Source organism: Gardnerella sp. c10Ua_31 (genome assembly GCF_055700915.1).
In genome coordinates this window covers 276,664-299,099 of the sequence record NZ_JANUYG010000001.1, presented here as the reverse complement: position 1 = coordinate 299,099, position 22,436 = coordinate 276,664, and the positions used below count along the sequence as shown (strand labels likewise).

Sequence of the window (22,436 nt, the reverse complement as noted above, 5' to 3'; positions counted from 1 at the left end):
TTCAATTTTTATAATTTTTAAATTTTAATAATTAAAGACAATATCATAAAGACTTACGTAAAGTTTTATTCGTAAAGTAAAACTTAGATTACGCTTTTATAAATCACTCTTTAAAAGTTAAATACATTAATACATTAATGCAGATTCGTTCACAATAGTTTGTTAGCAATAGCATTTAAGAGTAGGCTCAGCTGTGTTGTTATCTCTAGTACCCAATCACCGCAAAATTGCACCTAATGGTTACTAGCGCTGCTTCAGAATTTATTGCGCTAAATTGTACAGCGCAAGCCAATCCAAAACCAGCGTAACAGTATTACATAGACACAGTGTAAAGCGAGTAGAAGTAAGCCTTCTGATTCATAAGATCCTCAAAGCTTCCGCGCTCAATAAGTTCGCCGCTTTTCATCACAAGAATTTCATCATATTGCTTAAGAGAATTGGCATCCAAGCGGTGAGTTACAACAAGTCGAAGAATTCCTTGTAAATCCAAAATAGACTGCGTTACGTTAACGCTCGTCTCGTTATCTAGCGCGCTCGTTGCCTCGTCAACCAGCAGAATCTCGGACTTTTTAAGCAAGCTTCGCGCAATAGCAATACGCTGCTTTTCGCCGCCTGAAAGATGACTACCGTTCTCGCCACACTGATAATCATTGCCTTTAGCGGCAATCAAATCATCCAAACCAGCCAAGTGAATCACGCGATTCACTTCCGCATCCGGGAACGGCTTGAAAAGCGTAATATTATCTAAAATCGAAGCATCAAACATAAACACAGACTGCTGCATAAGAGTCGTCTTATCATAAAGCGAACTCTTGCTCACATTGCTAAGTTCGTGATTATTCAGCTGCACGCTACCCTTATAATCCTTGTAGTAGCCCATAAGCAGATTAATCAAACTACTCTTACCAGCACCAGAAGGCCCTACTATCGCGTAAGATTTTCCAGCTTGCAAAGTTAGATTTACGTTTTTCAAGACTTTACGATCCGCATCATAAGCGTATGAAACATCTCGCAAAACAACACTTTTAATCGGATCGTCAATAATCTCGCCAGAATCCTCTTTAGCGTTACTCATGTAATCAGCCATCTTACTAATAAGCTTCTTAGCACCCTTCATCTCGCCAAGCATTTGTGGAAGACTTGCAATAGGCTGAAGTACGCCATTCATCAAATTAGTGAAAGCTAAAACCATTCCAGCAGTAATAACACCAACATGAGCGTTAACCATCCAAGCGCCAACAAGCATTACGCCAAGCTGAGTTGCAAGGCTGGAAATTGTGCCAAGAGCAGAAACAGTAGTCATCGTTTTTTCGCGAAGATTCTTTGTATGCTCAAGCTCCATCGACTGATTCTGATAACGGTTAATAACCTCCTGCTCCGCCTTAAAACTCTTAATAACCGAAACTCCGTTCAAAACATCCTTCGTCAGGGCCGTATAAGACTCATTCGATTTAGAAACCTGCTCCTCGCGAGTGGCAATTCCGCTAGCTGTAAGAATCGAGCACGCCATTGGAAGCACAGAAATAATAAGAGCAATAACAGTGAGCAACGGACTATAGTAAATCATAAGAGCTAGCGAGCTTACAAGCATAAGAACGTCTTGAACAAAGTCAAAAATCTTCTTCAAATACTTTTCTTGAATACGCTCACAATCATTAGTGAGCACAGAAAGATATGTTCCAGAATTTGCAAGCGAAAAATCGCTATAACTCTTTTTTAACAGCTTTTTAATAACAGACTCTTTATACTGATTCATTGCTTTTTCAAGAAAGCGAGGATACGCGCTGCGCTTTAACGCGAAAATCAGGGAGATTGCCAGCATAAAGGAAACTACAAGCAGCAAAATAGTAGCTAAAGAAAAAGCTCCTTTACCAGCCATATAATCGAAAATAATTTGCAAAATCCAAGAAATAGCAGTGTAAATCATAGACAAGGCAATAAAAACTATCATCGAAAGAAAAGCTACAAGCTTGTTTTCTTTGAAAAATAGTTTTACGTAATTTTTTACGTCGGGATGTAGTTTGGATGATTGCTGATTCGCAGGCGATTGCTGATTCGACGCAGTATTTTGATTTGCGCGTGAATTCTGATTTGCCGTGTTGTCAGTTTTGCTCATTCTCGCTACCTCTCGCTTCCTTTATATCTATTTTGCTATTTTTCTCTAATGGTATTTTTGTAGCTAGCATTTTCGCTTCTGTTTTTCTGATTCGCTCGCTACAAAACGTTGAAAGCTACATTATCATACTCATTCTGATTGGTCACAATTATCTACTTGACAACATATGACAACACATATAAATACTTATATAAATACTTAGACAAACTTATAGGTAATGTTCACCAGAAATAATATTAGAAGTCACACGATTAAATCAAAAATGTGAGATTTTGTTATATATAGCGTGTTTTTAGAGCTAAAATATAGACAAATGAACAAAATGTTCAAAAATAAGTTAGTATTTGTTCACCTTGAAGAGTACAATGAAAGTACTTTCGGGGGATTGACGTCAATAATTGGCCTCTTTATTTATAACCTTTTGTTGCAACATAGCAATATGAGGTAGTCGCCAAAATCATTGTAGGCGATATCAGAATTAAATATTGAGTCTGAAGTTAGGAAAATCAAAAAATCAAAAAATTGAAAAATTGAAAAATTGAAAAAGTTAGATACAAAGGAGGAATGCATAGCAATTTCGATAGCAACATTAAAAATGTATACCATTTAGAAATGTATACCATCGGTATTTTGCAGCAAACAAATCATGCAAATTATGCAAGAAGAACAAACGCTTATAGAAGCGAAAGAATTAGGTTTACAAATATTTAGAAGAACACCATTTTGGGACGTATCGTTAAAAGTAGAGCCTCATCAAATCGTTGCAATATCAGGCGAACACGGCTCTGGAAAATCAGCTTTGCTGCTTGCATTGTCTGGTTATATGAAATTTACGAACGGAACTCTTACTATTGCGGACGCAACTCTTCCTAACGATTTTAAAGAATCGCGTAAATATGTGGGATTGGGATTATTCAACGGAATTAACGAATTCTACAAAATGCAAACAATAGAAGAAGTTCTTATGAGCGAGCTGAAACTAGCAGCGCGTTCGCCTCTATTTTTGAAGCAATACAAAAATGATGTTAAAAACCGTGAAGCTTTACAGCAGTACGCTTACAACGTGCTAACTCAATGGAAAGTATTTTCTCCTCACAAAACAGCAATAGGAGAGTTGACTCCGTGCGAGCGCATGCGCTTGGCAATTGCGTTGGCTTTGCTAAAAAAGCCGTGGCTGCTATTTGTTGATGGAATTGAGATGGAGCTTACTAGTGAGCAAAGCGAATGCTTACTTGCAGACATTCGCGAATATGTTAGCAAAAACTACTGCTCCTGCCTTGTTGGAGTTTTGCAAAGTGAGTTAGAAAAGCAAGCGGATCAAGTCTTAAGACTTATGCCAAATAATGAGAAAACAGAAAATTCTCATACTGATTCTCAACTTGCTACAAGTGAAGCAAATGGTGGTGAAAACAATGCACGTTAATACTATTGCTCTTGCATTTCGTGAGATTAACAATACGATGAAAGGAAAAGCTAGAAAGCTTGTTATTGGAACCGTAGCTTTGATTCCACTTTTATACGGATCGCTTTACTTGTGGGCGTTTACAAATCCTTACAAAACGCTAGACACCGTTCCAGTCGCTTTTGTTGTGGAAGATGACGGTGCGATGATAAACGGCAAAATGCGCAATGTTGGCGATGAAATCAAGAATCGTTTAAAGAATCAAAAAGATGGAAGTGAAGGATTCCAGTGGAACTTTGTAGATAGCGCTAAAGCAAATAAAGGCCTTAAAAATGGCGATTATTTTATGGTAGCAACTATTCCATCGTCTTTTAGTAAGTGCATTGCTTCTGCGCAATACGATACTCCTACTAAAGCAAAGCTTCACGTAAAATACGATCAAGCAAGCAATATGCTGGCTTCACAAATCGGTAAAACTGCTTTCCGCACTATGAGAAGCGAAATTAGTGAGGCGATTGTTCAAGAATATTGGGAGCATATGTTTGAAAAAGTAAATTCTGCTTCTGATTCTCTTAATTCAGCAGTGAGTGGTTCTGGCGATTTAAGCGCTGGAATGCAATCGCTTAATGGCGGAGTAGATAAGCTTGCTTATGGATCGATTAAGCTTACTCAGTCTTTGCAAAAACTACAAAACGGATTAAGCGAACTTCAAAAGGGAGCGCAATCGCTTAAAAATGCAAATGCGCAAAGCAAAGATGGAGCGCAATTCTTAGCTCAAAAAACTAACGATTTGGCAAATGGCGCAAATCAGCTAAATAGTGGAGCGCAAACGTTATATAACGCTACAGACGAACTATATAATGGTGCTCAAAAGCTTTCAGATTCTAGTGCGCAGCTTGAACAGCATGTTAAGGCTGGAAACGAGGCTACAAAAAATCAGCTTGCTCAATTGCTTGTTGAAGCGCAAAATCCGCTTGTAACAAAAGAGCTTGTGTTAGAAAAATTGCAAGGTCTTGCAGGAGGATTAAGCGAAAATTCTAAGCTCTTAGAGACGAATCTTTCGGCGTTGAGCCAAGGTGCTGGAGCACTTTCTTCTGGTAGCTTGAAGATAAAAGCTGGAGTTGACGCCGTTTCTAAAGGAATATCAAGCGTTCGAGGTGGCTCATCGCAGCTTTCCGCTGGAGCAAATAAGCTGGCGGAAGGTCTTAGCGCTGTAAGCAACGGAAGTGAAAAGCTCAATAATGGTATTAATTCTGCTGCGCTTGGGTCTGCAAAAATAGTTGATGGATCAAGTCAATTGAATTCTGGAGTTCAAAAGCTTTCTGAAAATACTCCAAAGCTTGCTGATGGAGCTAAAAAGTTACATGAAGGTCTTAAAAGCGCACAAAACTCTAGCAAAATCAACAATATTAAGCAAAAAAGTAAGATGATGAGCGCACCAGTTTCCTTGGAGGAGCACGAGTATTCGCACGTTGAAAACTACGGTACCGGTTTTGCACCTTACTTTATTTCTATCGCCCTTTGGGTTGGTGCTCTTATGACAACATTCGTTTTGAGAGTTATGGATAGGCGAGCGATACTAAACGGCATGAATCCGCTTAAAAGCGCGCTTGTTAGCTTGACGCCGTTTGTGATTATGGGCGTAGTGCAAGCGATTATTCTTATGGGCGTTGTTCAAGGAGCGTTGAAGTTCCAAATCGATAATGTTGGTGCATTCTACGCGCTGGGGATTATAGCGTCAATAGTCTTTATGGCAATAATGCAAATGATTATGGTGGTGTTCCGAATGCCAGGGCGAATAGTTGCTATTGTGCTTCTTATGTTGCAAATCACAAGCTCTGCAGGAACGTTCCCAGTACAAATGACGCCATCGTTCTTTAGAGCTGTTCACCCATATTTGCCAATGACGTACTCGATTATGGGGTTGCGTCAAGCAATGTCTGGAAAGAACAGTGGTGAAATAGTCTCTGGCGTTGGAATGCTTGTGCTTTTCGGCGTTATTGCGATTGCTATAACAAGCATTGCCTTCCGCATGAAGCGTACTGTAAAAATGTTTGATTTGCATCCTGTAATAACGCTTGACGCGTAAGTTTCACATAGTCGCGATAATTGAAATCCCTAAAATAAATCCCCACAACCTTCATTGTTGTGGGGATTTATTTTTTAGTGAAATTAGTGAAATTAGTGAAATTAGTGAAATCTTTAGTTAGATTTTACTTTTTAGTGAAATCTGACTTTGTAGTGAAATCTGACTTTAGAAAGTAGATGCGTAAACTTCGGCAATGGCATCTTCGCTCATATGCATGTACGAATTCTTCAAAAGTCGTTGCTGCTCTTTAACAACGCTTGAAGCCCAGTCGCGAATCATATCTTCGCTCATGCCATACTCGTGAAGCTTGTGCTTAGTCAAAATTGTGTTAAGAACTTCGTCAAGCTTATCTAATACATCTACCTTTTGGCATTCAAGAATATTTGCCATAAAGTCAAAAAGCTTAGAAAGCTCAGTGTTTTCGGCGCTAGTACTGTTTTCTGCATCATGCTTAGCATAGTAGCGCAAAACGCTTGTAAGAAGAGCAGCATTTGTTTCGCCATGAGCCACGTGGAAAGTGCCGCCAAGTGGATAAGCCATAGCGTGCACGCAACCGCAGCCAGCGTTACCAAAAGCAATGCCAGCGTAAAGACTTGCAGAAACCAAGTCGCTTACAACTTGGCTTTTAGCGCTGCTACCTTCCTTAACAACTCGCATATAGCTTTGCAAAATAAGCCCGCAAGCCTTGTAACTAAACATTTTTGTAAGCTCGGTTGCAATAGGTGAAAGCGCAGACTCAATAGAATGCGTAAGGGCATCAATAGAACTGGTTGCAAAAACGTAATCTGGAAGGCTTTTTAACAATTCTGGAATAAGAACCGCGTCTGTAGCGTAGCAAGCATCGTTTGCTAAACCCTTTTTAGTGTTGCGCTTTGTAAGCGAGAACACGGCAACGTTGGTAACTTCGGAGCCAGTTCCGCAAGTAGTTGGAACAAGAATAAGATCCGCGCCTTTTTGCGCAGGAATCTTGCCGTCAATCAAGTCTTCGAGTGGGCTTGTTTGCTTTAACGCGCAAACTTTAGAAATGTCCAAAACAGTGCCGCCGCCAATGCCAATCACGCGCTTTGGGGTAGTGTGAATATCTCGAACAATTGCATCAACCATTTCGTCGCTTGGCTCGCCCTTGCCGTAGTTTTCCTGGAAAATCACATTGCAATCAAGGTTTAAGCTGCCAAAATAAGGCTCCCAAATGTACTTGTTTGTAATAACCAAATCGTCTTTGCAAAGCTTAAATTCTTGCGCAAAATCGCGCGTATTTTCAAATTTATGAATAGTCGGCTTAATAGAGAGCTGCTTCATCCTAGACTCCTTTGTTTTAATTTGTATGTCTTACGCTAATATGCGCGTTTTGGTTCGCGATTTGTGCGCGGATGATTAAAAAACCAAGCAACTGCTCCATTATAGAACAAATTGCTTGGTTTAATAAACGCGATTTAAGCTAATCATAAGCTAATCAGCAAAAAGCGATTCAGCCTAAGCTAATCAGAAAAGTCTAATCAGATATTAATCAGCCCTTCAACAAAGCCGTGTAAGCTGCCATTGTAATGTAGTTGTATGGCTGGTTGAAGTGAGGCATAAAGAAGATATCGCACAAAGCAAGCTCTTTAATCGTGACTTTCTTTTGAATAGCAAGAGAGAACAGGTGGATTGCTGCAGACATATCGTAGTTAGAAGCCAATTGGCATCCAACAATCACCTTAGAATCCTTCTTGTAAACAATGCGAATCTTAACTTTTGGATTCTCAACTTCCATAAACGCAGGCTTTTGAGTATCCTCAAAATCAACGTAGTCAACGTCCATGCCTTCTTTTTGAGCGGCAGTCAAGCTCAAACCAGTGCAAACAAGCTTGTAATCGTAAATCATCATTGCGCTAGAGCCTTGCACGCCCTCGGTTTCTACAGGAGTTCCGCAAACATTGTGGCCTGCAATCAAGCCGCTTCGAACGGCATTAGTAGCGAGCGCAATGTAGTTTACGCGGTCTCGAGCGTTGTCGTAGATTGTAGCGCAATCGCCAATAGCGTACACGTCTGGGTCGGAAGTCTGCTGCTTCTTATCAACTAGGAAAGCGCCATTTTCGTATTGCTTCAAATGATCTTTTCCAAGAGCAACATTTGGGTGGAATCCAATAGCGCAAATCACCATGTCGGCTTCGTAAGTGCCCTTGCTTGTTTTAACAGCCTTGACTTCAGTATCTCCAACAATCTCTTCAACAGCTTGGCCAAGCTCAAACTTAATGCCCTTATCTTCCATAATTTTCTTCAAATTATCGGAAAACTCTGGGTCAAAGTAGCCGTTAAGAATATGGTCTTCCATGTCAATAAGAGTCACGTTTTTGTTCAAACGCTTAAACGCTTCCGCAAGTTCCACGCCAATGTAGCCGCCGCCAAGAACCACAACATTATGGAAATCGCGCTCTTGAAGCTTTGCAATAACAGTTTGCGCGTTCTGGAAAAGCTTTACCATTTGCACGTTTTCCAAGTCAATGCCCCTAATGCGTGGCTTGTTTGGAAGGCTGCCAGTAGCAAGAACGAGTTTATCGTAAGAATCGTGAATAACAGTGCCGTCTTTAAGCTCTACAGTAACTTCTTTCTTTGCATAATCAATGTCTAGAACTTTGCTTTCCAGATTTACTTTTGCGCCTTTTTTAACGAAATCTTCTGGCTTTTGGTAGAACAGGCCATCGCTGCTTTGAATCTGCTTGCCAATCCACAAAGCCATACCGCAGCCAAGGAAGGAAATGTTGCTATTCTGATCGTAAATTGTAAGATCGTTTCCTGGGTAGCTCAAAATGGTGTTAGCACAGGCAGTGCCAGCATGATTTGCGCCAATTTGAATAATCTTGGTCATCGGTAATCTCTTTTCGTCATTGATTTTTTATTTATGTGTATTTATATGGTTTATTTATATTGTTTTATATGCGCGCTGTTAACAACATTGTTCGTTAAGCACGCGCCAATAGACAATCATATTACACTAAGACGAGTCTTGCTAATCGTGAGTCTAGGTGTGTTGTTTTTGATTATTGTATAAGTTGTAATTACCATTTAAACTTTGCTATGAAAGTGAAGTAAGTAATAGAATCATGAATGTTCTATACAAGTGCATTAGTGTGTATACAGTTTTTGCAATGTATTTTGATAAAGTTTTATAAAGTTTGATAAAGTTTGATAAGTGAGAGTTGTATGAGGGGGTATTGTAATGCGTATTTTGATTACTGGTTTTACGCCGTTTGATAATGAGTCTATAAATCCTTCGTGGGAGATTGCGCAATCAGTGCATGCGCCTGAGGGTGTGGAACTTGTTCGTTTGCAGATTCCTACGGAATTTAACAAGGGCGCGCAAAAAGTTATTGAGAAAATAGAGGAAGTTAACCCTAATGCTGTGCTTTCGTTAGGGCAATTTGGCGGTTCTGCTTGTTTTAACGTTGAGTATGTTGGCATTAACTGTAGAGCTGCACGCATACCAGATAATAGTGGATATAAGCCTTGGTATGAGCCTGTTGTGCAGGATGGTGATGTGGCTTATAAAGCGACTTTGCCAGTTGTGAACATAGTTGATGCTTTAAATAAAGCAAAATTGCCTGCGGCTGTGTCTTTTTCTGCTGGCGCATACGTGTGTAATGACGTGCTTTACAGTGTTTGTAATTATTGCCAGACTAAAAAATTGCCAATTAAGAGCGGTTTTATTCACGTTCCGTATTTGCCTGAACAGGTTCTCAATAAGCCGAGCACGAGTTCTATGAGTTTAGATGATATGCTTCGAGGTGTTGAAGTTGCGTTGCGAGTGATTGCAGATGATTGCAAGTGATTGCAGATAAATCGCCAGCAAATCTTTAATTCGTAAGTAATTGCTAATAAATAGTATGAAGTATTTATTGTCTATACTTGCTCAAGCACGAGCCTACTTTCCAGGATCTTGCTGGCCCTCGTTAGACCTGTTTGGATCTGGCTGAGAAACAGTAGGCTTTTCGGTAATAGGCTTCTTTTGATCAGCTTCTTGCTTTGCTAAATCTTTGCGCATATCGGTCGTAGTTTTGCTAGCATTGTCAATGTCTTCGCAAATCTTCATAACCCATTTTCTTAAATCGGTTGCATACGTTGGCATAAGTTCATTAACCCACATTACAGATGTGTAGCTTCTGCCAGCAGTTCCCGTCAAAATGTTAATATCGTCGCCTTTATGCTGACTATTGCTTATAAGTACGTCGAATTTTCGTTCTTCAATAAGCTTTTGGAATTCATCTATATTAGCCTTGTCTACTTCGTCGCCTTGCGCTACTTGCTGAGCATATGCTTTAGGTGCAGAATCGTTGATTCCCATATCGGACATAAGCCAGAAAAGAACAGGATTTATTGAAGCGTACTTAAACTTTTTGTGACTTTTAGCAAAGTTTGAAAGATATTCATCAAGCTTATTTTCTTGCGATTTAACTGCGTCAAGTCTTTTAGCAAAAACCTTCTTTTTTGAAGGAAGGACTTTAGAAAAAGCGTTGCAAATGCTAGAAGCCATCTCGTTTCTAGCATCTTTTGAGAACCAAAGATAAGGGTTATCGCCATTTAGCGCGCCGACTGTAGAAGCTGCGTTTACAATCTCGCTGCTTTTAGACGTATGCTTTGCAACCCAACTATCGTAGCCAGCGCCATTTGACACAACAACTTGCGCAGAATACAGCTTTTGCAAATCTTTACTAGACGGCTTAAAAGTAGACATATCGGTATCTGGATTGCTGATTATAGATTGCACTTCAACATCGTTTCCGCCGATTTCTCTAGCCAAACTTGCCCAAGATTCAAGAGTGGAAACAACCTTAATTTGCTTAACCTCTTTTTTGGGTTGCGTTGGAGTTTTAGAAGATTGCGAGCTTTCACCGCACCCAGCTATGCCAAGCAACATTGATGGAACAATTATGCACGCTAAAACAGCTTTGCATATTTTCTTTGCGCGAGTTAAATGAAAAATATTTTCGCACATCTTTGCGCCCCTTCCGTCAGTGTTATTAGCATTAGCACTTGTTAAAACTCGTTCTAGTTTGCTGCAAGGCTTGTCTGTTGCAAGGCTTGTTTTTCAAAGGCTCGCAGTAGCTTGCTTATGCAATATAAATACAATTCTATTATAATATTCAGTTATTAGCAGTTGTGTCGCGATGCTTTGTATCGCGCACTTCGATACCTCACGATATCCTATCCATACGAATATCCTACGCGTACGAATTGTGTTAGATGATTTGTAAGTTGAACATAAGAATTAACATACGAGTTGGGAAGTGAATCATGGTTGTTGTATTAGATGGAAAAGCGCTAGCTGCAAGTATTAAAAGCGACTTAAAAAATAGAGTAGAAAAGCTTAAAGAAAAAGGCATTAATCCAGGGCTTGGAACGCTTTTAGTTGGAAGCGACCCTGGTTCGTTGAAGTATGTTGCCGGAAAACACAAGGATTGCGAAGAAGTGGGGATTCGCTCAATCCGCTGCGATTTGCCAGAAGACGCTAGCGAAGACGAAATTCTTAAAGCCGTAAATCAGCTTAATAATGACCCTTCTTGCACAGGTTTTATTGTGCAATTGCCTTTGCCAAAGGGAGTTGATTCCCAAAAAATTATTGAGGCAGTAGACCCTGCAAAAGATTGCGATGGAATGCATCCATATAATTTGGGCGAGCTGGTTATGCATATTTCGGGAGATATTGTTACGACTCTTCCATGCACGCCGCGAGGAATTTTGGCGCTTTTAGATGCTTATAACATTGATCTTGAAGGCAAAAATGTGTGCGTACTTGGACGAGGAATCACGGTTGGCCGAACAATCGGGCTCCTTCTTACGCGCAGGGGAGTAGACGCAACTGTAACATTGTGCCACACTCGCACTCGTGATTTGCACGATATTATGATGCGCTCCGACGTTATTATTGCAGCAATGGGCAGCGCGGGATTTGTAAAGCCGTGTGATGTTAAGCCTGGAGCCGTGTTGGTTGACGTTGGTGTTTCGCGCGTTTTTGATGAAGAAGTGGGAAGGTATCGCGTAAAAGGCGATGTTGATGTTGCTTGTAGAGAAGTCGCGGGAGCGTATTCGCCAAATCCTGGTGGAGTTGGACCAATGACTCGCGCAATGCTATTGGCTAATGTTGTTGACATGGCTGAGCGAGCAGCGAGTGGCAAGTAAGTGTTAAGTAGCAAATATCAAGTCGCACGACACGCCCGAAGTAAAACGGCGATTTTGGCTATGCCTATATATAACATTGACAGAGCGCGTGCATAGTGCGCGTGCAAAAGTCATAATTTAATATCGAGTAATATCCACCCCAAGAAGAAACCACTAATAAGTAATGGCAGAGAATAATAACGAAGTCGCCAAGGTTGCGATTAATGATATTGGCACCGAAGAAGACTTCATCAAGGCAGTCGATTCAACCATCAAGAATTTTGATGATGGTGATTTAGTTGAAGGTACCGTCGTAAAGATTGATCACGACGAAGTATTATTGGATATCGGCTACAAAACTGAAGGTGTAATCCCTTCCCGTGAACTTTCCATCAAGAAAGACGTTGATCCAGATGATGTTGTTGAAGTTGGCGACACCATCGAAGCCCTTGTTGTAACTAAGGAAGACAAGGAAGGACGTCTTATTCTCTCCAAGAAGCGTGCACAGTACGAGCGTGCTTGGGGTGATATTGAGAAGATCAAGGATGCAGACGGCATTGTTGAAGGTACCGTTATTGAGGCTGTTAAGGGCGGCTTGATTGTAGACATCGGTTTGCGCGGCTTCTTGCCAGCTTCCCTCGTTGAAATGCGTCGCGTTCGCGATCTTTCCCCATACATTGGTCAGAAGATTAAGGCTAAGATTCTTGAGCTCGATAAGAACCGCAACAATGTTGTGCTTTCTCGTCGTCAGTTCCTCGAGGAAACCCAGTCCGAAGTTCGCGAGACCTTCCTCTCGCAGCTTAAGAAGGGTCAGATTCGCGAAGGCGTTGTGTCTTCTATCGTAAACTTCGGCGCGTTTGTTGACCTCGGCGGTGTTGACGGCCTCATTCACGTTTCCGAGCTTTCCTGGAAGCACATCGATCACCCATCTGAGGTTGTTAAGGTTGGCGATAAGGTTACCGTTGAGGTTCTCGACGTTGATCTCGATCGCGAACGCATCTCCCTCTCCCTTAAGGCAACTCAGGAAGATCCATGGCAGCGCTTCGCTCGCACCCATGTTCCTGGACAGGTTGTTAAGGGCAAGGTTACCAAGATTGTTCAGTTCGGTGTGTTCATCTCCGTTGAAGACGGCATCGAAGGCTTGGTTCACATTTCCGAGCTTGCTAACCGTCATGTAGAGAACCCAGAAACTGTTGTTAAGGGTGGCGAAGAAGTATTCGTTAAGGTTATTGACGTAGACCTCGATCGTCGTCGTATCTCGCTCTCCTTGAAGCAGGCTAACGAGGCTGTTGATCCAAATTCTGAAGATTTCGATCCAGCTCTCTACGGCATGCCAGCTGAGTATGACGAAGAAGGAAACTACAAGTACCCAGAAGGCTTCGATCCAAACACTAACGAGTGGATTGCTGGTTACGAGCAGCAGCGCGAAGAGTGGGAAGCACAGTATGCAGCAGCTCACGAATTGTGGGAGCAGCACAAGGTGTTTGCCGCTAAGGAACTCGCAGCTGCAGCAGAATCCGCAGCCGCTGATGGTCAGAACGAAGAAGCTGAAAAGAAGCCAGCTAAGGAAGAAAAGAAGGAAGAAGTTGCTTCCAACTATTCTTCTGAAGCAGCTAGCGAAGGTGCTTTAGCTGATTCCGATCAGCTCGCAGCTTTGCGCGAACAGCTTTTGAGCGAAAAGAAGTAGTTTCTACTTTCTACTAGAAGTTTATTAACAATTGCCCTGATGAGTTACCATCGGGGCAATTTTGTTTATGTTTGGCTACTATTTTGAGTATGTTTTACGAGTATTTTTGTGACTCAAGTTTTGTAATTAAATATAGGTACAATTAATTTTCTTTTAAGAATAATGATTATATGATGCTTTTAAACATTAATCATAATTCTTAAAAGGATTGGTGAAGATTATGAGCACGTTTGATAACAATCAGAAAAATCCTCAGTTCCCTTCGTATGATGGTAATAATGAGGAAAACGCTAAAGCAACTTTAGTAAGCTCGCGCAATAAAATTGTTGCAGGTTTGCTAGCGATTTTCTTAGGATTTTTAGGTGTGCACAATTTTTATCTTGGTTTTAAAGGAAAGGCGATTGCACAGCTGCTTATTTCTGTTCTTTCCTTTGGTTTCCTGTTGATTATTACGGGAATATGGGCATTGGTTGAGGGTATTTTGATTCTTTGCTCAAAGCCTGGAAGTAAGTGGCACAAAGATGCTGATGGTGCTGAGTTAAAAGACTAAAAATAAATATTTAGTATTAAGATTTATAAGTAATTTTACAAATAAAAGATGCGTTTTAGAATTCAATTTCCAAAACGCATCTTTTATTTTTTATGCCTAAAACATTAGAACAAATGAATAATATAGCAAATACACTTATTCTTTAATATTGCATATTTTTTAATTTCATTAATGCTGCAGAGATAGCTATTAATAGAATCATTAAAGCATAAGGAATAGTTGTGTTGATTCCAGTTTTTTGCATCATTCCTCTATTCTTTGCTAAAGCATTGCCAGATTTACTATAATGCTTATCATTATTTTCATTATCAATGCTGCTATTATCCACATTGTAATTATCATGTTTTGCTTTTGAAGAGTAATTATAATTCGTTCTGGAATTGTCTGTATTGGAATAATCCTTTCTGTAATTTTGAGAATATTCTTTATCTGTGCTAAATGTACTGCTGTTCTGTTTATTGTTATTCTTATTTGGAATTATATTTGGACTAATATTCTTATTTATCTCCTTTTCAGATTGTGTTGTTTCAGAATCTTTGCTGATTTGTATATCAGTATGTGATTGATCGTTAGATAGAGGATCTGTTTGAGTACTAGAATTTTTAGTTTCACTTACAACATTTAAGGTTATAGTCGTTTCAAATGATAATTCTGTGTTTGAACGATCTTGATTTTTATTTGCAGACGCAATACGAATTTTTGCAGTAAGTTTATCTCCAACTTTTGCTGTTTTAGGCACTTCAATTTTCAAAGGAATATATGTAGTTTTATTCGCTTCGATTGTTACAGAATCGCTTGATGCAGTAAAATCACTTGTGTTTATAGACGTAACTTTAATATTTTCATATTTAGTACTCGTAGGATTTACCACAGGAAGACTTATCTCTTTGGTGGATAGATTGATTTTAGTTGTAGAACCTAAGGTTATGTTAGGACGTATACTTAACCATTCAGCAGAAATTCTCGTATACATTATGTCATTATTATCGCCCTCATATAGAAGACCATAGCCGCCTCCTGCTTTTTGACTTAAAGCTTGAATAGTGGAGTAAGCCATTGCGCCATTCTTGAATCCCTTTTCTTCTGTCCAATTTTCTCCATCATTGTATGAGACACGTATCAAACCATTTGCTCTTCCAGAACCAGAAGAAGATGAATATAAGAGGATTTTAGCTGCATCAGATCCAATTGGAGCATCTGGGAATGCTCTTGTTATTTGAGCGTTATTACCTGGATCTGGCAGTGTCTCATCTTTGTATGCTTTACCATACGTTTCTCCGCCATCATTAGAAAAAGCAATGATTCTATGATTATTTGCACCACCTTCATGCGGTCTAGAGTTTAACATAATTCTTCCATCAGAAAGCTCTACAACCTTATTTTCATCCATATGGCTTTGTTCTTTACCTAGTCCAACTGGATTTCCAGCTTTCCAAGTTACTCCATGGTCATCAGAGTATACAGATACGGCTTGCCACTTCTCATTGTTTCTTTGCACACTTCCATTGGAACTGTTTACTATTGCGTATTGTTGTATTAAACGACCTTTATATTTTCCGTATTTTAGTTGAATTCCATGTCCAGAAGTAGCAAATCTAGCTCGTTCATTTTTTGGATATTTAGTTATGTCTTTAGTTATAACTTTTGGTTCGCTCCAAGTTAAACCGTTATCTTTTGAGCAAGTAACAGCAGCATCTAAAATATGTCTATCACTTTGATTAGTGCTAGCTGTAGAATCCCATACTCCACCATCGTATGATTTGACGAAGAATAAGAAAATATTGCCTGTTTCTTGGTCTACAACATATGAAGGGTCAGAGAATCCATATTTATTTGGGTTTTCTTTTCCTTTTGCTACGATTTGTATTTTTTCAAAAGTTTTTCCACCATCTTTAGATATTCTTTGAACAATAGAATTTGGATTAGGAGCATCAGCTGCACTATTTGGTCGATAATCCCAAGCTGTAAGAATCCAACCATTGTTAGCTTCAGCTATTGCAGGTATTCTATAATAAGGTTTTCCAGTTAGTCCTTCTACAGTTTGACCTATTGTTGCTAATCTAACGGGATCTCCGTCTTTTCTAGGCCTTGGAACTGGATTAATATTTGTAACTTTGTCTCCAATTAATTTTGGAGTAGATATAACTTCATTACCATTTGCATCTTTGCTAATTTTCCAATCGGCTGCTGGAGTGAAACCTTTTTCTTTAATATCAGAATCCTCTGTTATATGGAATCCTTGCGTGCATGATACAGTTTTTCCTGGTTGCAGATTTCTCCATCTACAGTTACCGTTATTCCCTTCAACAGCCACAGCAGTGAGATTACTGTTAGTTGGCCAAACAGTCACATTGTGATTAGTGTTATTTGTGTAAGTCAGCTTATATCTTAGCGTATCCCCAACTCGAACATCATTTTTTAAATCATCCGTACGTGTAATCGTAAATGTTACTGGTTCAGTTTGTTCAGGGGGGGGGGGTAGTTGCTGATGCTACACCTATGCTAAGTGACACAATTGTTGCAGATGTAAGAATTGCTGAGAAAATATTTTTGCAAACTTTATGCGCTGTTCCAATCATTATATTCCTTTCTTCATTGAAGGCGTATAAGTAATTACCTATAAATTACATCTTTGTCTTTATAGTTTGCGAGAACAATTACCTCGTATCTGTAGATTCTAAATCATTCATATGACATGTGACGTATGTTGAATTTTATGATAAAAAGAAGAAATTATATTGATTAAGTGAATATAAGCGAAAATATTTCGAAAATAATAATTAGTACTTATATAACGATGGTTATGTAAAATCAAATATGCATATGTCGATTAAATATGTTGTGTTGTAATACGGATAGTAGCTTGTATAAAGGATTTTTATGAAGAACATTGAAATTAAAAAATTAGATTATTCAGAAGCCAAAGATAATATGAATATAATTTTAGATTTATATCTAAAAGCATTCCCTAAAGAACTGGATCGTATAGATAATGTTCGTGAGCGCATATTAGATAGTTTGAAAGATAACAATAGTGCGCTTTTACTTGTTGCTACAATGAATAATCGTATTATCGGTGTTTTATATGGCATAGAATTATTACAAGATAATTGGTATGCGAATCAAATTAAGCCATTTTTATCAGAAAATTATGATTGGTACAATCAAAGCTTAGAATTAAATGAGTTGTTTGTAGATCCTGAGTTTCAGCATATAGGCGTTGGCAGTGCGCTTATGAAGAAAGTCGAAAATCTTAAATTATATAAAACAATAATTTTATCTACAGAAAAAGATAATAATGTTGTTGCTTTAGATTTTTATAATAAGCTTGGATACAGTTTATTAACCGATAATTGGAAATCTTATTACGGGTCTATTTACTGCGTGCTATATAAGAAGTTTTAGTTGTGTCAATTAAAACTTACGTTATTGTGAGAAATGTATCGTTTATAATCAAAATATGACAATGATGCGTATTGCTGTAACGGGCGGAATTGCGGCTGGAAAATCTACTGTAGTAAACCATTTGCGTTCGCTTGGCGCGTTTGTTATAGATTACGACGTTTTAGCGCGTAAAGTAGTGGAACCAGGAAGCGTAGTCTTGCGGAAAATCGTAGGCATTTTTGGGGAAGATGCCGTTTTGAATGATGGCTCTTTGAATCGCGAGTTTATTGCGGAGCATATTTTTGGTGATGATGTAAATCATAAGCAAGCGTTAAGCAGGATTGAATCGCTTATTCATCCTGCTATTTATGATTTAGCGAAGACTTTAGAAGGTGAGTATATAAGCGAGTATGAAAGCAAGCATGATAGTCAGCTCAAAGAAAACCGTTGCAAAGTCGGCGCTTTGAGCTCGATTATTGTGCACGATATTCCGCTTCTCGCGCAAGTAATTGACAGCATTCCATTTAGTTTTGACCATATTATTACAGTTGAAGCGCCTAAAGATGTTCGCATTGCGCGAATGATAATCGAGCGCAAAATGAGCCAGAATCAGGCGCAGCAGCGCATAAATAATCAAGTTGAAGAGATTGTGCGAAGGAAAATCGCGGATTTTGTGGTTGATTCTACAAAACCTATGGAAGTTATGCTTAAAAGCGTTGATTCAAAAATTAAAACGTGGATTAGTAAGGATGAGTAAGGAGCATTAGAGACCCAAAGGAAAAGTCGCCAGCAACCGCGCGATTGTTGGGTTTTAGTAAAATAAATAAAATGCTCTTGGAGAAAAGTAATGTCGAATAAAATTCAGCGCACAAACAAGCCTTTTGTAGTAAAAGCGCCATACAAGCCTTCAGGAGATCAGCCGCAAGCAATCGACGAGCTGGCTAATCGCATTGAAAACGGCGAAAACGACGTTGTTTTAATGGGTGCTACAGGAACTGGTAAAACCGCTACAACCGCTTGGCTTATTGAGCGTTTGCAAAGGCCTACCCTTATTATTGAGCCGAATAAAACTTTGGCAGCTCAGCTTTGCGCAGAGTTTCGTGAGCTTATGCCAGATAATGCTGTGAGCTATTTTGTGTCTTACTACGATTACTACCAGCCAGAAGCGTATATTCCGCAAACAGACACGTATATTGAAAAAGACTCGAATATTAACGACGATGTTGAGCGTCTTCGTCACGCAGCTACAGCAAATTTACTTACTCGACGGGATTGCGTTGTTGTGGCTACTGTTTCTTGCATTTACGGCCTTGGTACTCCAGAGGAGTATGCCGAGCGAATGCTTATGCTAAGCGTTGGCGAGCAGCTTGAGCGAGACGATTTATTACGCCAATTTGTGAGCATGCAATACAAGCGCAACGATATTGCGTTTACGCGCGGAACTTTTAGAGTGCGAGGTGACACAGTCGAGATTATTCCAGTGTACGAAGAATTAGCTGTGAGAATTGAGTTCTTTGGCGACGAAATTGACAGAATTACCATGTTGCATCCGCTTACGGGGGAAGTAATTCGCCAGGAGAGTAGCGTTCATATTTTCCCAGCATCTCACTATATTGCAGGACCTGAGCGCATGGAGTGCGCGTTAAAGGCGATTGAAAAAGAGCGTGATGAAAGAGTAGTGCAGCTTAAAAAGCAAAATAAATTGCTGGAAGCTCAGCGTTTAGAGATGCGAACTACGTATGATTTGGAGATGCTCCGCCAGGTTGGGGTGTGCCCAGGAGTGGAAAATTATTCTAGGCATTTTGACGGCCGCGCGGCTGGCACGCCTCCGCATACTTTGCTTGACTTTTTCCCAGACGACTTTCTGCTTGTTTTAGACGAGTCACATGTAACCGTTCCGCAAATTGGAGCCATGTATGAAGGCGACGCTTCGCGCAAAAGAACGCTTGTAGAGCATGGCTTTAGGCTGCCTTCTGCAATGGATAATCGCCCGTTAAAGTGGAAAGAATTTTTGGAGCATGTTGGTCAAACTGTGTATCTTTCTGCAACGCCTGGAGATTACGAGCTTGGGCTTTCGGATGGTGTAGTTGAGCAGATTATTCGCCCAACTGGCTTGCTTGACCCTAAGATTGAGGTTCGCCCTGTAGAAGGCCAAGTTGACGATTTGCTTGCGGAAATCAAGGCGCGAGTGGCAAAAGATGAGCGCGTGCTTGTTACTACTCTTACGAAGAAAATGGCAGAAGACTTAACTGATTACTTCCTTGAGCTTGGTATTAAAGTTGAGTATTTGCATTCGGATGTTGATACTTTGCGCAGAGTGGAGCTTTTGCGCGAGCTTCGCGAAGGCAAAATTGATGTGATTGTTGGCATTAATTTGCTTCGTGAGGGTTTGGATTTGCCGGAAGTTTCGCTTGTTGCGATTTTGGATGCAGATAAGGAAGGTTTCTTAAGATCTTACCGTTCGCTTATTCAGACGATTGGTCGTGCTGCTCGTAACGTTTCTGGAACTGTTCTTATGTATGCGGATACTGTTACTGATGCTATGAGCAAGGCGATTAGCGAGACAGAGCGCCGTCGCGAAAAGCAAATCGCGTATAACAGGGCTCATGGAATTGATCCTAAGCCTTTGCGAAAGAAGATTAGTGATGTGAACGACATGCTTGCTAAAGAGGATGTTGATACTCAAACTTTGCTAGCAGGCGGTTACAGGAATGCTAATAAGGCTGGGAACTCGCATTATGGCGTGCCAAAAGAACCAAATCTTGGGCAGCAAAGCAAAGAAAAGCGTATGGCGAATATTTCTGAGCTTCCGCAAGACGATATTATGTCGCTGATTAAGAATTTGAGTGAGCAAATGCATACGGCTGCAGAACAGTTGCAATTTGAACTTGCAGCGCGATTGCGCGACGAGATACGCGATCTTAAAAAAGAGTTGCGTCAAATGGATGCGGCTAATAGGTGATGTATTAAGTTAGCGTGATTGATCGTGAGTTAATCGTGAGTTAATCGTGCGAAATTTAGTTATGTTATGTGAGTGATTATTGATTATCTCTGTTTTTGCTATGTCTTTGCATTGATAGAGAATCAGCCATGGAATATTCTAAATTTTGTTAATGTGAAAAAATAAATTTATTTTATTTTTTTGAAAAAATACTTGACAAAAGGATTGAGAGAGAGCATGCTCAGACAGACAGACAGACAGACAGACAGACAGACAGACAGACAGACAGACAGACAGACAGACAGCGTGATTTTGTCTTTTTTGTAACATAATTTTTTACAATTTTCACCACTCTATACACTATTTATTTTGAATTCGCACATAATTTTTGGCCTATAAACCTATATTTGCGCTATATAAATTTTTGAATTTAATAAAAAATTATTATTACTATAATCATTAATTTGGTTGGGAATAAAATGAATAATAAAATAATAAATAAAGTTATTAGTTTAATAGTTGCTTTTATAACTGCGATTGGACTTTTTGCAGGGGTTGTGAATGCACAAGCTGATAGCAAAACAACTACAGAAGTTAAGAAATATCCGCTTTCACTTGATATGGATATTGTTTTAAAATCTGGAGATGGTTACATACATCCAGGTGCTAAAAATCAAGTCGCCAAGAACATTGAAAATATGTGGGAAAATCTTCCGATAACTGTCGAAGATGAAAATGGAAATAAAATTGATGTCAAGAAAGAGCTGCAATCTAACTTTCAGCGTTTTGTTGGCAATTTTGCGATAGGACAAAAATTAACAATAACGATTGATACTAATAGCATTCTTGACGGTTATAATCTTTCTTATAATGCGGATCATGAATATATTTCTCAAGCAAGCGGTTATTCTAAATTCACAGTCAAATATCACCTCGACAAAGATAATGACCCTATGGTTGTTAGAATTTCGTTTGGAAAAATGAATGTGAAATTCGATCCTAAGGGCGGAAATATTGGCAGTGAGTCGGGCACAATCATAAAAACTGTAAAAAAAGATAATACGGTTGATTTCCCAGCTAACCCAACAAAAAAAGATTTGGAATTTGGGGGATGGTATACCGAGCTTCCTGATATTGAAGCTTACCGACAGCGTAACATTGTAGGCAAACGCTACTATTGGGATAATAATTCGCTATTTTCGGATTGTAACCGTGATTGGCAGACATACAATGATACTACTTTAGACCCATTATATGATGGTGTATTTTTACTTCGCGCACAATGGAATGCAAGATATACATTTAATGCTAATGGCGGCACCTTTAGTGATGGTACAGCCAAGAAAAGTGAAGCAGTACAGCAAGGCAAGAATATTAATATATTGCCTGCGCCTACGTGCGAAGATTATCAGTTCTTAAACTGGGCGGATGCTGCTGGTAACACTTACAATCCAGGTGATACTTATACTTTGAATGCTAATACCGTGTTTACTGCCGAGTGGAAGCAGATTCGCAATACGGTTACATTCAAGAACGGCGATAATACTCATGCAGCAGTAAAAGTGGAAACTGGTAAGGCTATTGATACGGATACCTTGACTGACCAGTCTATGCCGAAGGATCCAAAGAAGGATGGCTATACCTTCAAAGAGTGGAATACAAGCTCGGATGGTAAAGGTAAAGCATTTACTGGCACAACGCCTGTAAATAGTGATTTGACTGTGTATGCCATTTTTACGAAGAATACAGATGGAGATAATGACGATGATAATGACGGAGGAAGTGTTGTGCCAGATTCGACTGATAATCCTGAATTAAATGTTGGAGGCGGCAGCGTCAATAACAATAGAACGTTAAACGGTGCTGCGAACGGCTCGGCAGACGGTGCTGCAAATGGTGCAGCTGACAATGTAAACGGTGTTGAAAACAGAAGTGATTCTGCTAAGTCGCGGACTGCTGGCACGCGCTCTTCTGGAGTGCTGCCAAATGGTGGTGCGGATGCCTCTGGAGTAACTCTTGCGTCCTTCGTCTCTATTGTGTTTGGCTTGTTTGTGGCTTCTGGAGCTGTGCTAAATCGCAAGCGTGCTAAGTATTTGCGCTAGTTTGCATTATTGTGTAAGTCATAAATAAAT

The 22,436-nt window shown here is 39.7% G+C and carries 15 protein-coding genes; 10 read left to right on the top strand and 5 right to left on the bottom strand.

Annotated features, from left to right (window positions below):
- Positions 1–313 precede the first annotated feature (313 nt).
- On the bottom strand, positions 314–2,116 hold the full coding sequence (locus NYP55_RS01195; RefSeq protein ID WP_004130173.1) for an ABC transporter ATP-binding protein: 1,803 nt from the start codon (positions 2,114–2,116) through the stop codon (positions 314–316).
- Between the two features lie 655 nt (positions 2,117–2,771).
- Between NYP55_RS01195 and NYP55_RS01190 the strand changes: the two genes are divergently transcribed.
- Both NYP55_RS01190 and NYP55_RS01185 read left to right on the top strand, forming a co-directional pair.
- Positions 2,772–3,539, top strand: a complete 768-nt coding sequence (locus NYP55_RS01190; RefSeq protein ID WP_032819532.1) for an ATP-binding cassette domain-containing protein — start codon at positions 2,772–2,774, stop codon at positions 3,537–3,539.
- Positions 3,529–5,607, top strand: coding sequence for a YhgE/Pip domain-containing protein (locus NYP55_RS01185; protein WP_004130169.1), 2,079 nt, complete (start codon positions 3,529–3,531; stop codon positions 5,605–5,607). Before NYP55_RS01190 ends, NYP55_RS01185 begins: the two co-directional genes overlap by 11 nt.
- Positions 5,608–5,772: 165 nt before the next feature.
- Here the strand turns inward: NYP55_RS01185 and NYP55_RS01180 are convergent, their stop codons facing one another.
- Positions 5,773–6,906, bottom strand: coding sequence for a 4-hydroxybutyrate dehydrogenase (locus NYP55_RS01180; RefSeq protein WP_004132241.1), 1,134 nt, complete (start codon positions 6,904–6,906; stop codon positions 5,773–5,775).
- 208 nt (positions 6,907–7,114) lie between these two features.
- Entirely contained in the window at positions 7,115–8,455 is a 1,341-nt protein-coding gene (nox, locus tag NYP55_RS01175) for a H2O-forming NADH oxidase (protein ID WP_472781439.1), read from the bottom strand.
- 351 nt (positions 8,456–8,806) lie between these two features.
- Here nox and NYP55_RS01170 point away from each other — a divergent pair, with 351 nt between their 5' ends.
- Complete coding sequence (locus tag NYP55_RS01170) at positions 8,807–9,415, top strand: pyroglutamyl-peptidase I (RefSeq protein ID WP_115757184.1); 609 nt, start codon at positions 8,807–8,809, stop codon at positions 9,413–9,415.
- 93 nt (positions 9,416–9,508) lie between these two features.
- Here the strand turns inward: NYP55_RS01170 and NYP55_RS01165 are convergent, their stop codons facing one another.
- Entirely contained in the window at positions 9,509–10,579 is a 1,071-nt protein-coding gene (locus tag NYP55_RS01165) for a metal ABC transporter solute-binding protein, Zn/Mn family (RefSeq protein ID WP_415680711.1), read from the bottom strand.
- 299 nt (positions 10,580–10,878) lie between these two features.
- On the opposite strand from NYP55_RS01165, the gene NYP55_RS01160 reads away from it, so the two are divergent.
- From NYP55_RS01160 to NYP55_RS01150, 3 genes are all read left to right on the top strand, one after another.
- Positions 10,879–11,763, top strand: a complete 885-nt coding sequence (locus NYP55_RS01160; protein ID WP_004130520.1) for a bifunctional methylenetetrahydrofolate dehydrogenase/methenyltetrahydrofolate cyclohydrolase — start codon at positions 10,879–10,881, stop codon at positions 11,761–11,763.
- Between the two features lie 163 nt (positions 11,764–11,926).
- Complete coding sequence (rpsA, locus tag NYP55_RS01155; protein ID WP_004113153.1) at positions 11,927–13,429, top strand: 30S ribosomal protein S1; 1,503 nt, start codon at positions 11,927–11,929, stop codon at positions 13,427–13,429.
- A 220-nt stretch (positions 13,430–13,649) separates the two neighbouring features.
- Positions 13,650–13,979: a TM2 domain-containing protein gene (locus NYP55_RS01150; protein WP_009994376.1), complete on the top strand. Its 330-nt coding sequence runs from the start codon at positions 13,650–13,652 to the stop codon at positions 13,977–13,979.
- A 142-nt stretch (positions 13,980–14,121) separates the two neighbouring features.
- Here NYP55_RS01150 and NYP55_RS01145 read toward each other — a convergent pair whose 3' ends face one another.
- Complete coding sequence (locus NYP55_RS01145; protein ID WP_472781438.1) at positions 14,122–16,293, bottom strand: sialidase family protein; 2,172 nt, start codon at positions 16,291–16,293, stop codon at positions 14,122–14,124.
- A 566-nt stretch (positions 16,294–16,859) separates the two neighbouring features.
- Between NYP55_RS01145 and NYP55_RS01140 the strand changes: the two genes are divergently transcribed.
- The 4 genes from NYP55_RS01140 to NYP55_RS01125 all read left to right on the top strand — a co-directional run bounded on the left by NYP55_RS01140 (position 16,860) and on the right by NYP55_RS01125 (position 22,406).
- Positions 16,860–17,384 carry a GNAT family N-acetyltransferase gene (locus NYP55_RS01140; protein ID WP_128831803.1) on the top strand — a complete coding sequence of 175 codons (525 nt, stop codon included), beginning with the start codon at positions 16,860–16,862 and terminating at the stop codon, positions 17,382–17,384.
- 55 nt (positions 17,385–17,439) lie between these two features.
- Positions 17,440–18,120, top strand: coding sequence for a dephospho-CoA kinase (gene coaE / locus NYP55_RS01135; protein WP_018638941.1), 681 nt, complete (start codon positions 17,440–17,442; stop codon positions 18,118–18,120).
- A gap of 90 nt (positions 18,121–18,210) precedes the next feature.
- Positions 18,211–20,325: an excinuclease ABC subunit UvrB gene (gene uvrB / locus NYP55_RS01130; protein ID WP_472781437.1), complete on the top strand. Its 2,115-nt coding sequence runs from the start codon at positions 18,211–18,213 to the stop codon at positions 20,323–20,325.
- Positions 20,326–20,783: 458 nt separating this feature from the next.
- A complete protein-coding gene (locus NYP55_RS01125) occupies positions 20,784–22,406 on the top strand; it encodes an InlB B-repeat-containing protein (protein WP_472781436.1) in 1,623 nt (540 codons plus the stop codon).
- Positions 22,407–22,436: the final 30 nt, after the last annotated feature.

What these genes read in the sequence shown, in the direction of transcription:
- NYP55_RS01195 (WP_004130173.1), bottom strand. Translation starts at nt 2,116, where the DNA reads ATGAGCAAAACTGACAACACGGCAAATCAGAATTCACGCGCAAATCAA.
- NYP55_RS01190 (WP_032819532.1), top strand. Translation starts at nt 2,772, where the DNA reads ATGCAAGAAGAACAAACGCTTATAGAAGCGAAAGAATTAGGTTTACAA.
- NYP55_RS01185 (WP_004130169.1), top strand. Translation starts at nt 3,529, where the DNA reads ATGCACGTTAATACTATTGCTCTTGCATTTCGTGAGATTAACAATACG.
- NYP55_RS01180 (WP_004132241.1), bottom strand. Translation starts at nt 6,906, where the DNA reads ATGAAGCAGCTCTCTATTAAGCCGACTATTCATAAATTTGAAAATACG.
- nox (WP_472781439.1), bottom strand. Translation starts at nt 8,455, where the DNA reads ATGACCAAGATTATTCAAATTGGCGCAAATCATGCTGGCACTGCCTGT.
- NYP55_RS01170 (WP_115757184.1), top strand. Translation starts at nt 8,807, where the DNA reads ATGCGTATTTTGATTACTGGTTTTACGCCGTTTGATAATGAGTCTATA.
- NYP55_RS01165 (WP_415680711.1), bottom strand. Translation starts at nt 10,579, where the DNA reads ATGTGCGAAAATATTTTTCATTTAACTCGCGCAAAGAAAATATGCAAA.
- NYP55_RS01160 (WP_004130520.1), top strand. Translation starts at nt 10,879, where the DNA reads ATGGTTGTTGTATTAGATGGAAAAGCGCTAGCTGCAAGTATTAAAAGC.
- rpsA (WP_004113153.1), top strand. Translation starts at nt 11,927, where the DNA reads ATGGCAGAGAATAATAACGAAGTCGCCAAGGTTGCGATTAATGATATT.
- NYP55_RS01150 (WP_009994376.1), top strand. Translation starts at nt 13,650, where the DNA reads ATGAGCACGTTTGATAACAATCAGAAAAATCCTCAGTTCCCTTCGTAT.
- NYP55_RS01140 (WP_128831803.1), top strand. Translation starts at nt 16,860, where the DNA reads ATGAAGAACATTGAAATTAAAAAATTAGATTATTCAGAAGCCAAAGAT.
- coaE (WP_018638941.1), top strand. Translation starts at nt 17,440, where the DNA reads ATGACAATGATGCGTATTGCTGTAACGGGCGGAATTGCGGCTGGAAAA.
- uvrB (WP_472781437.1), top strand. Translation starts at nt 18,211, where the DNA reads ATGTCGAATAAAATTCAGCGCACAAACAAGCCTTTTGTAGTAAAAGCG.
- NYP55_RS01125 (WP_472781436.1), top strand. Translation starts at nt 20,784, where the DNA reads ATGAATAATAAAATAATAAATAAAGTTATTAGTTTAATAGTTGCTTTT.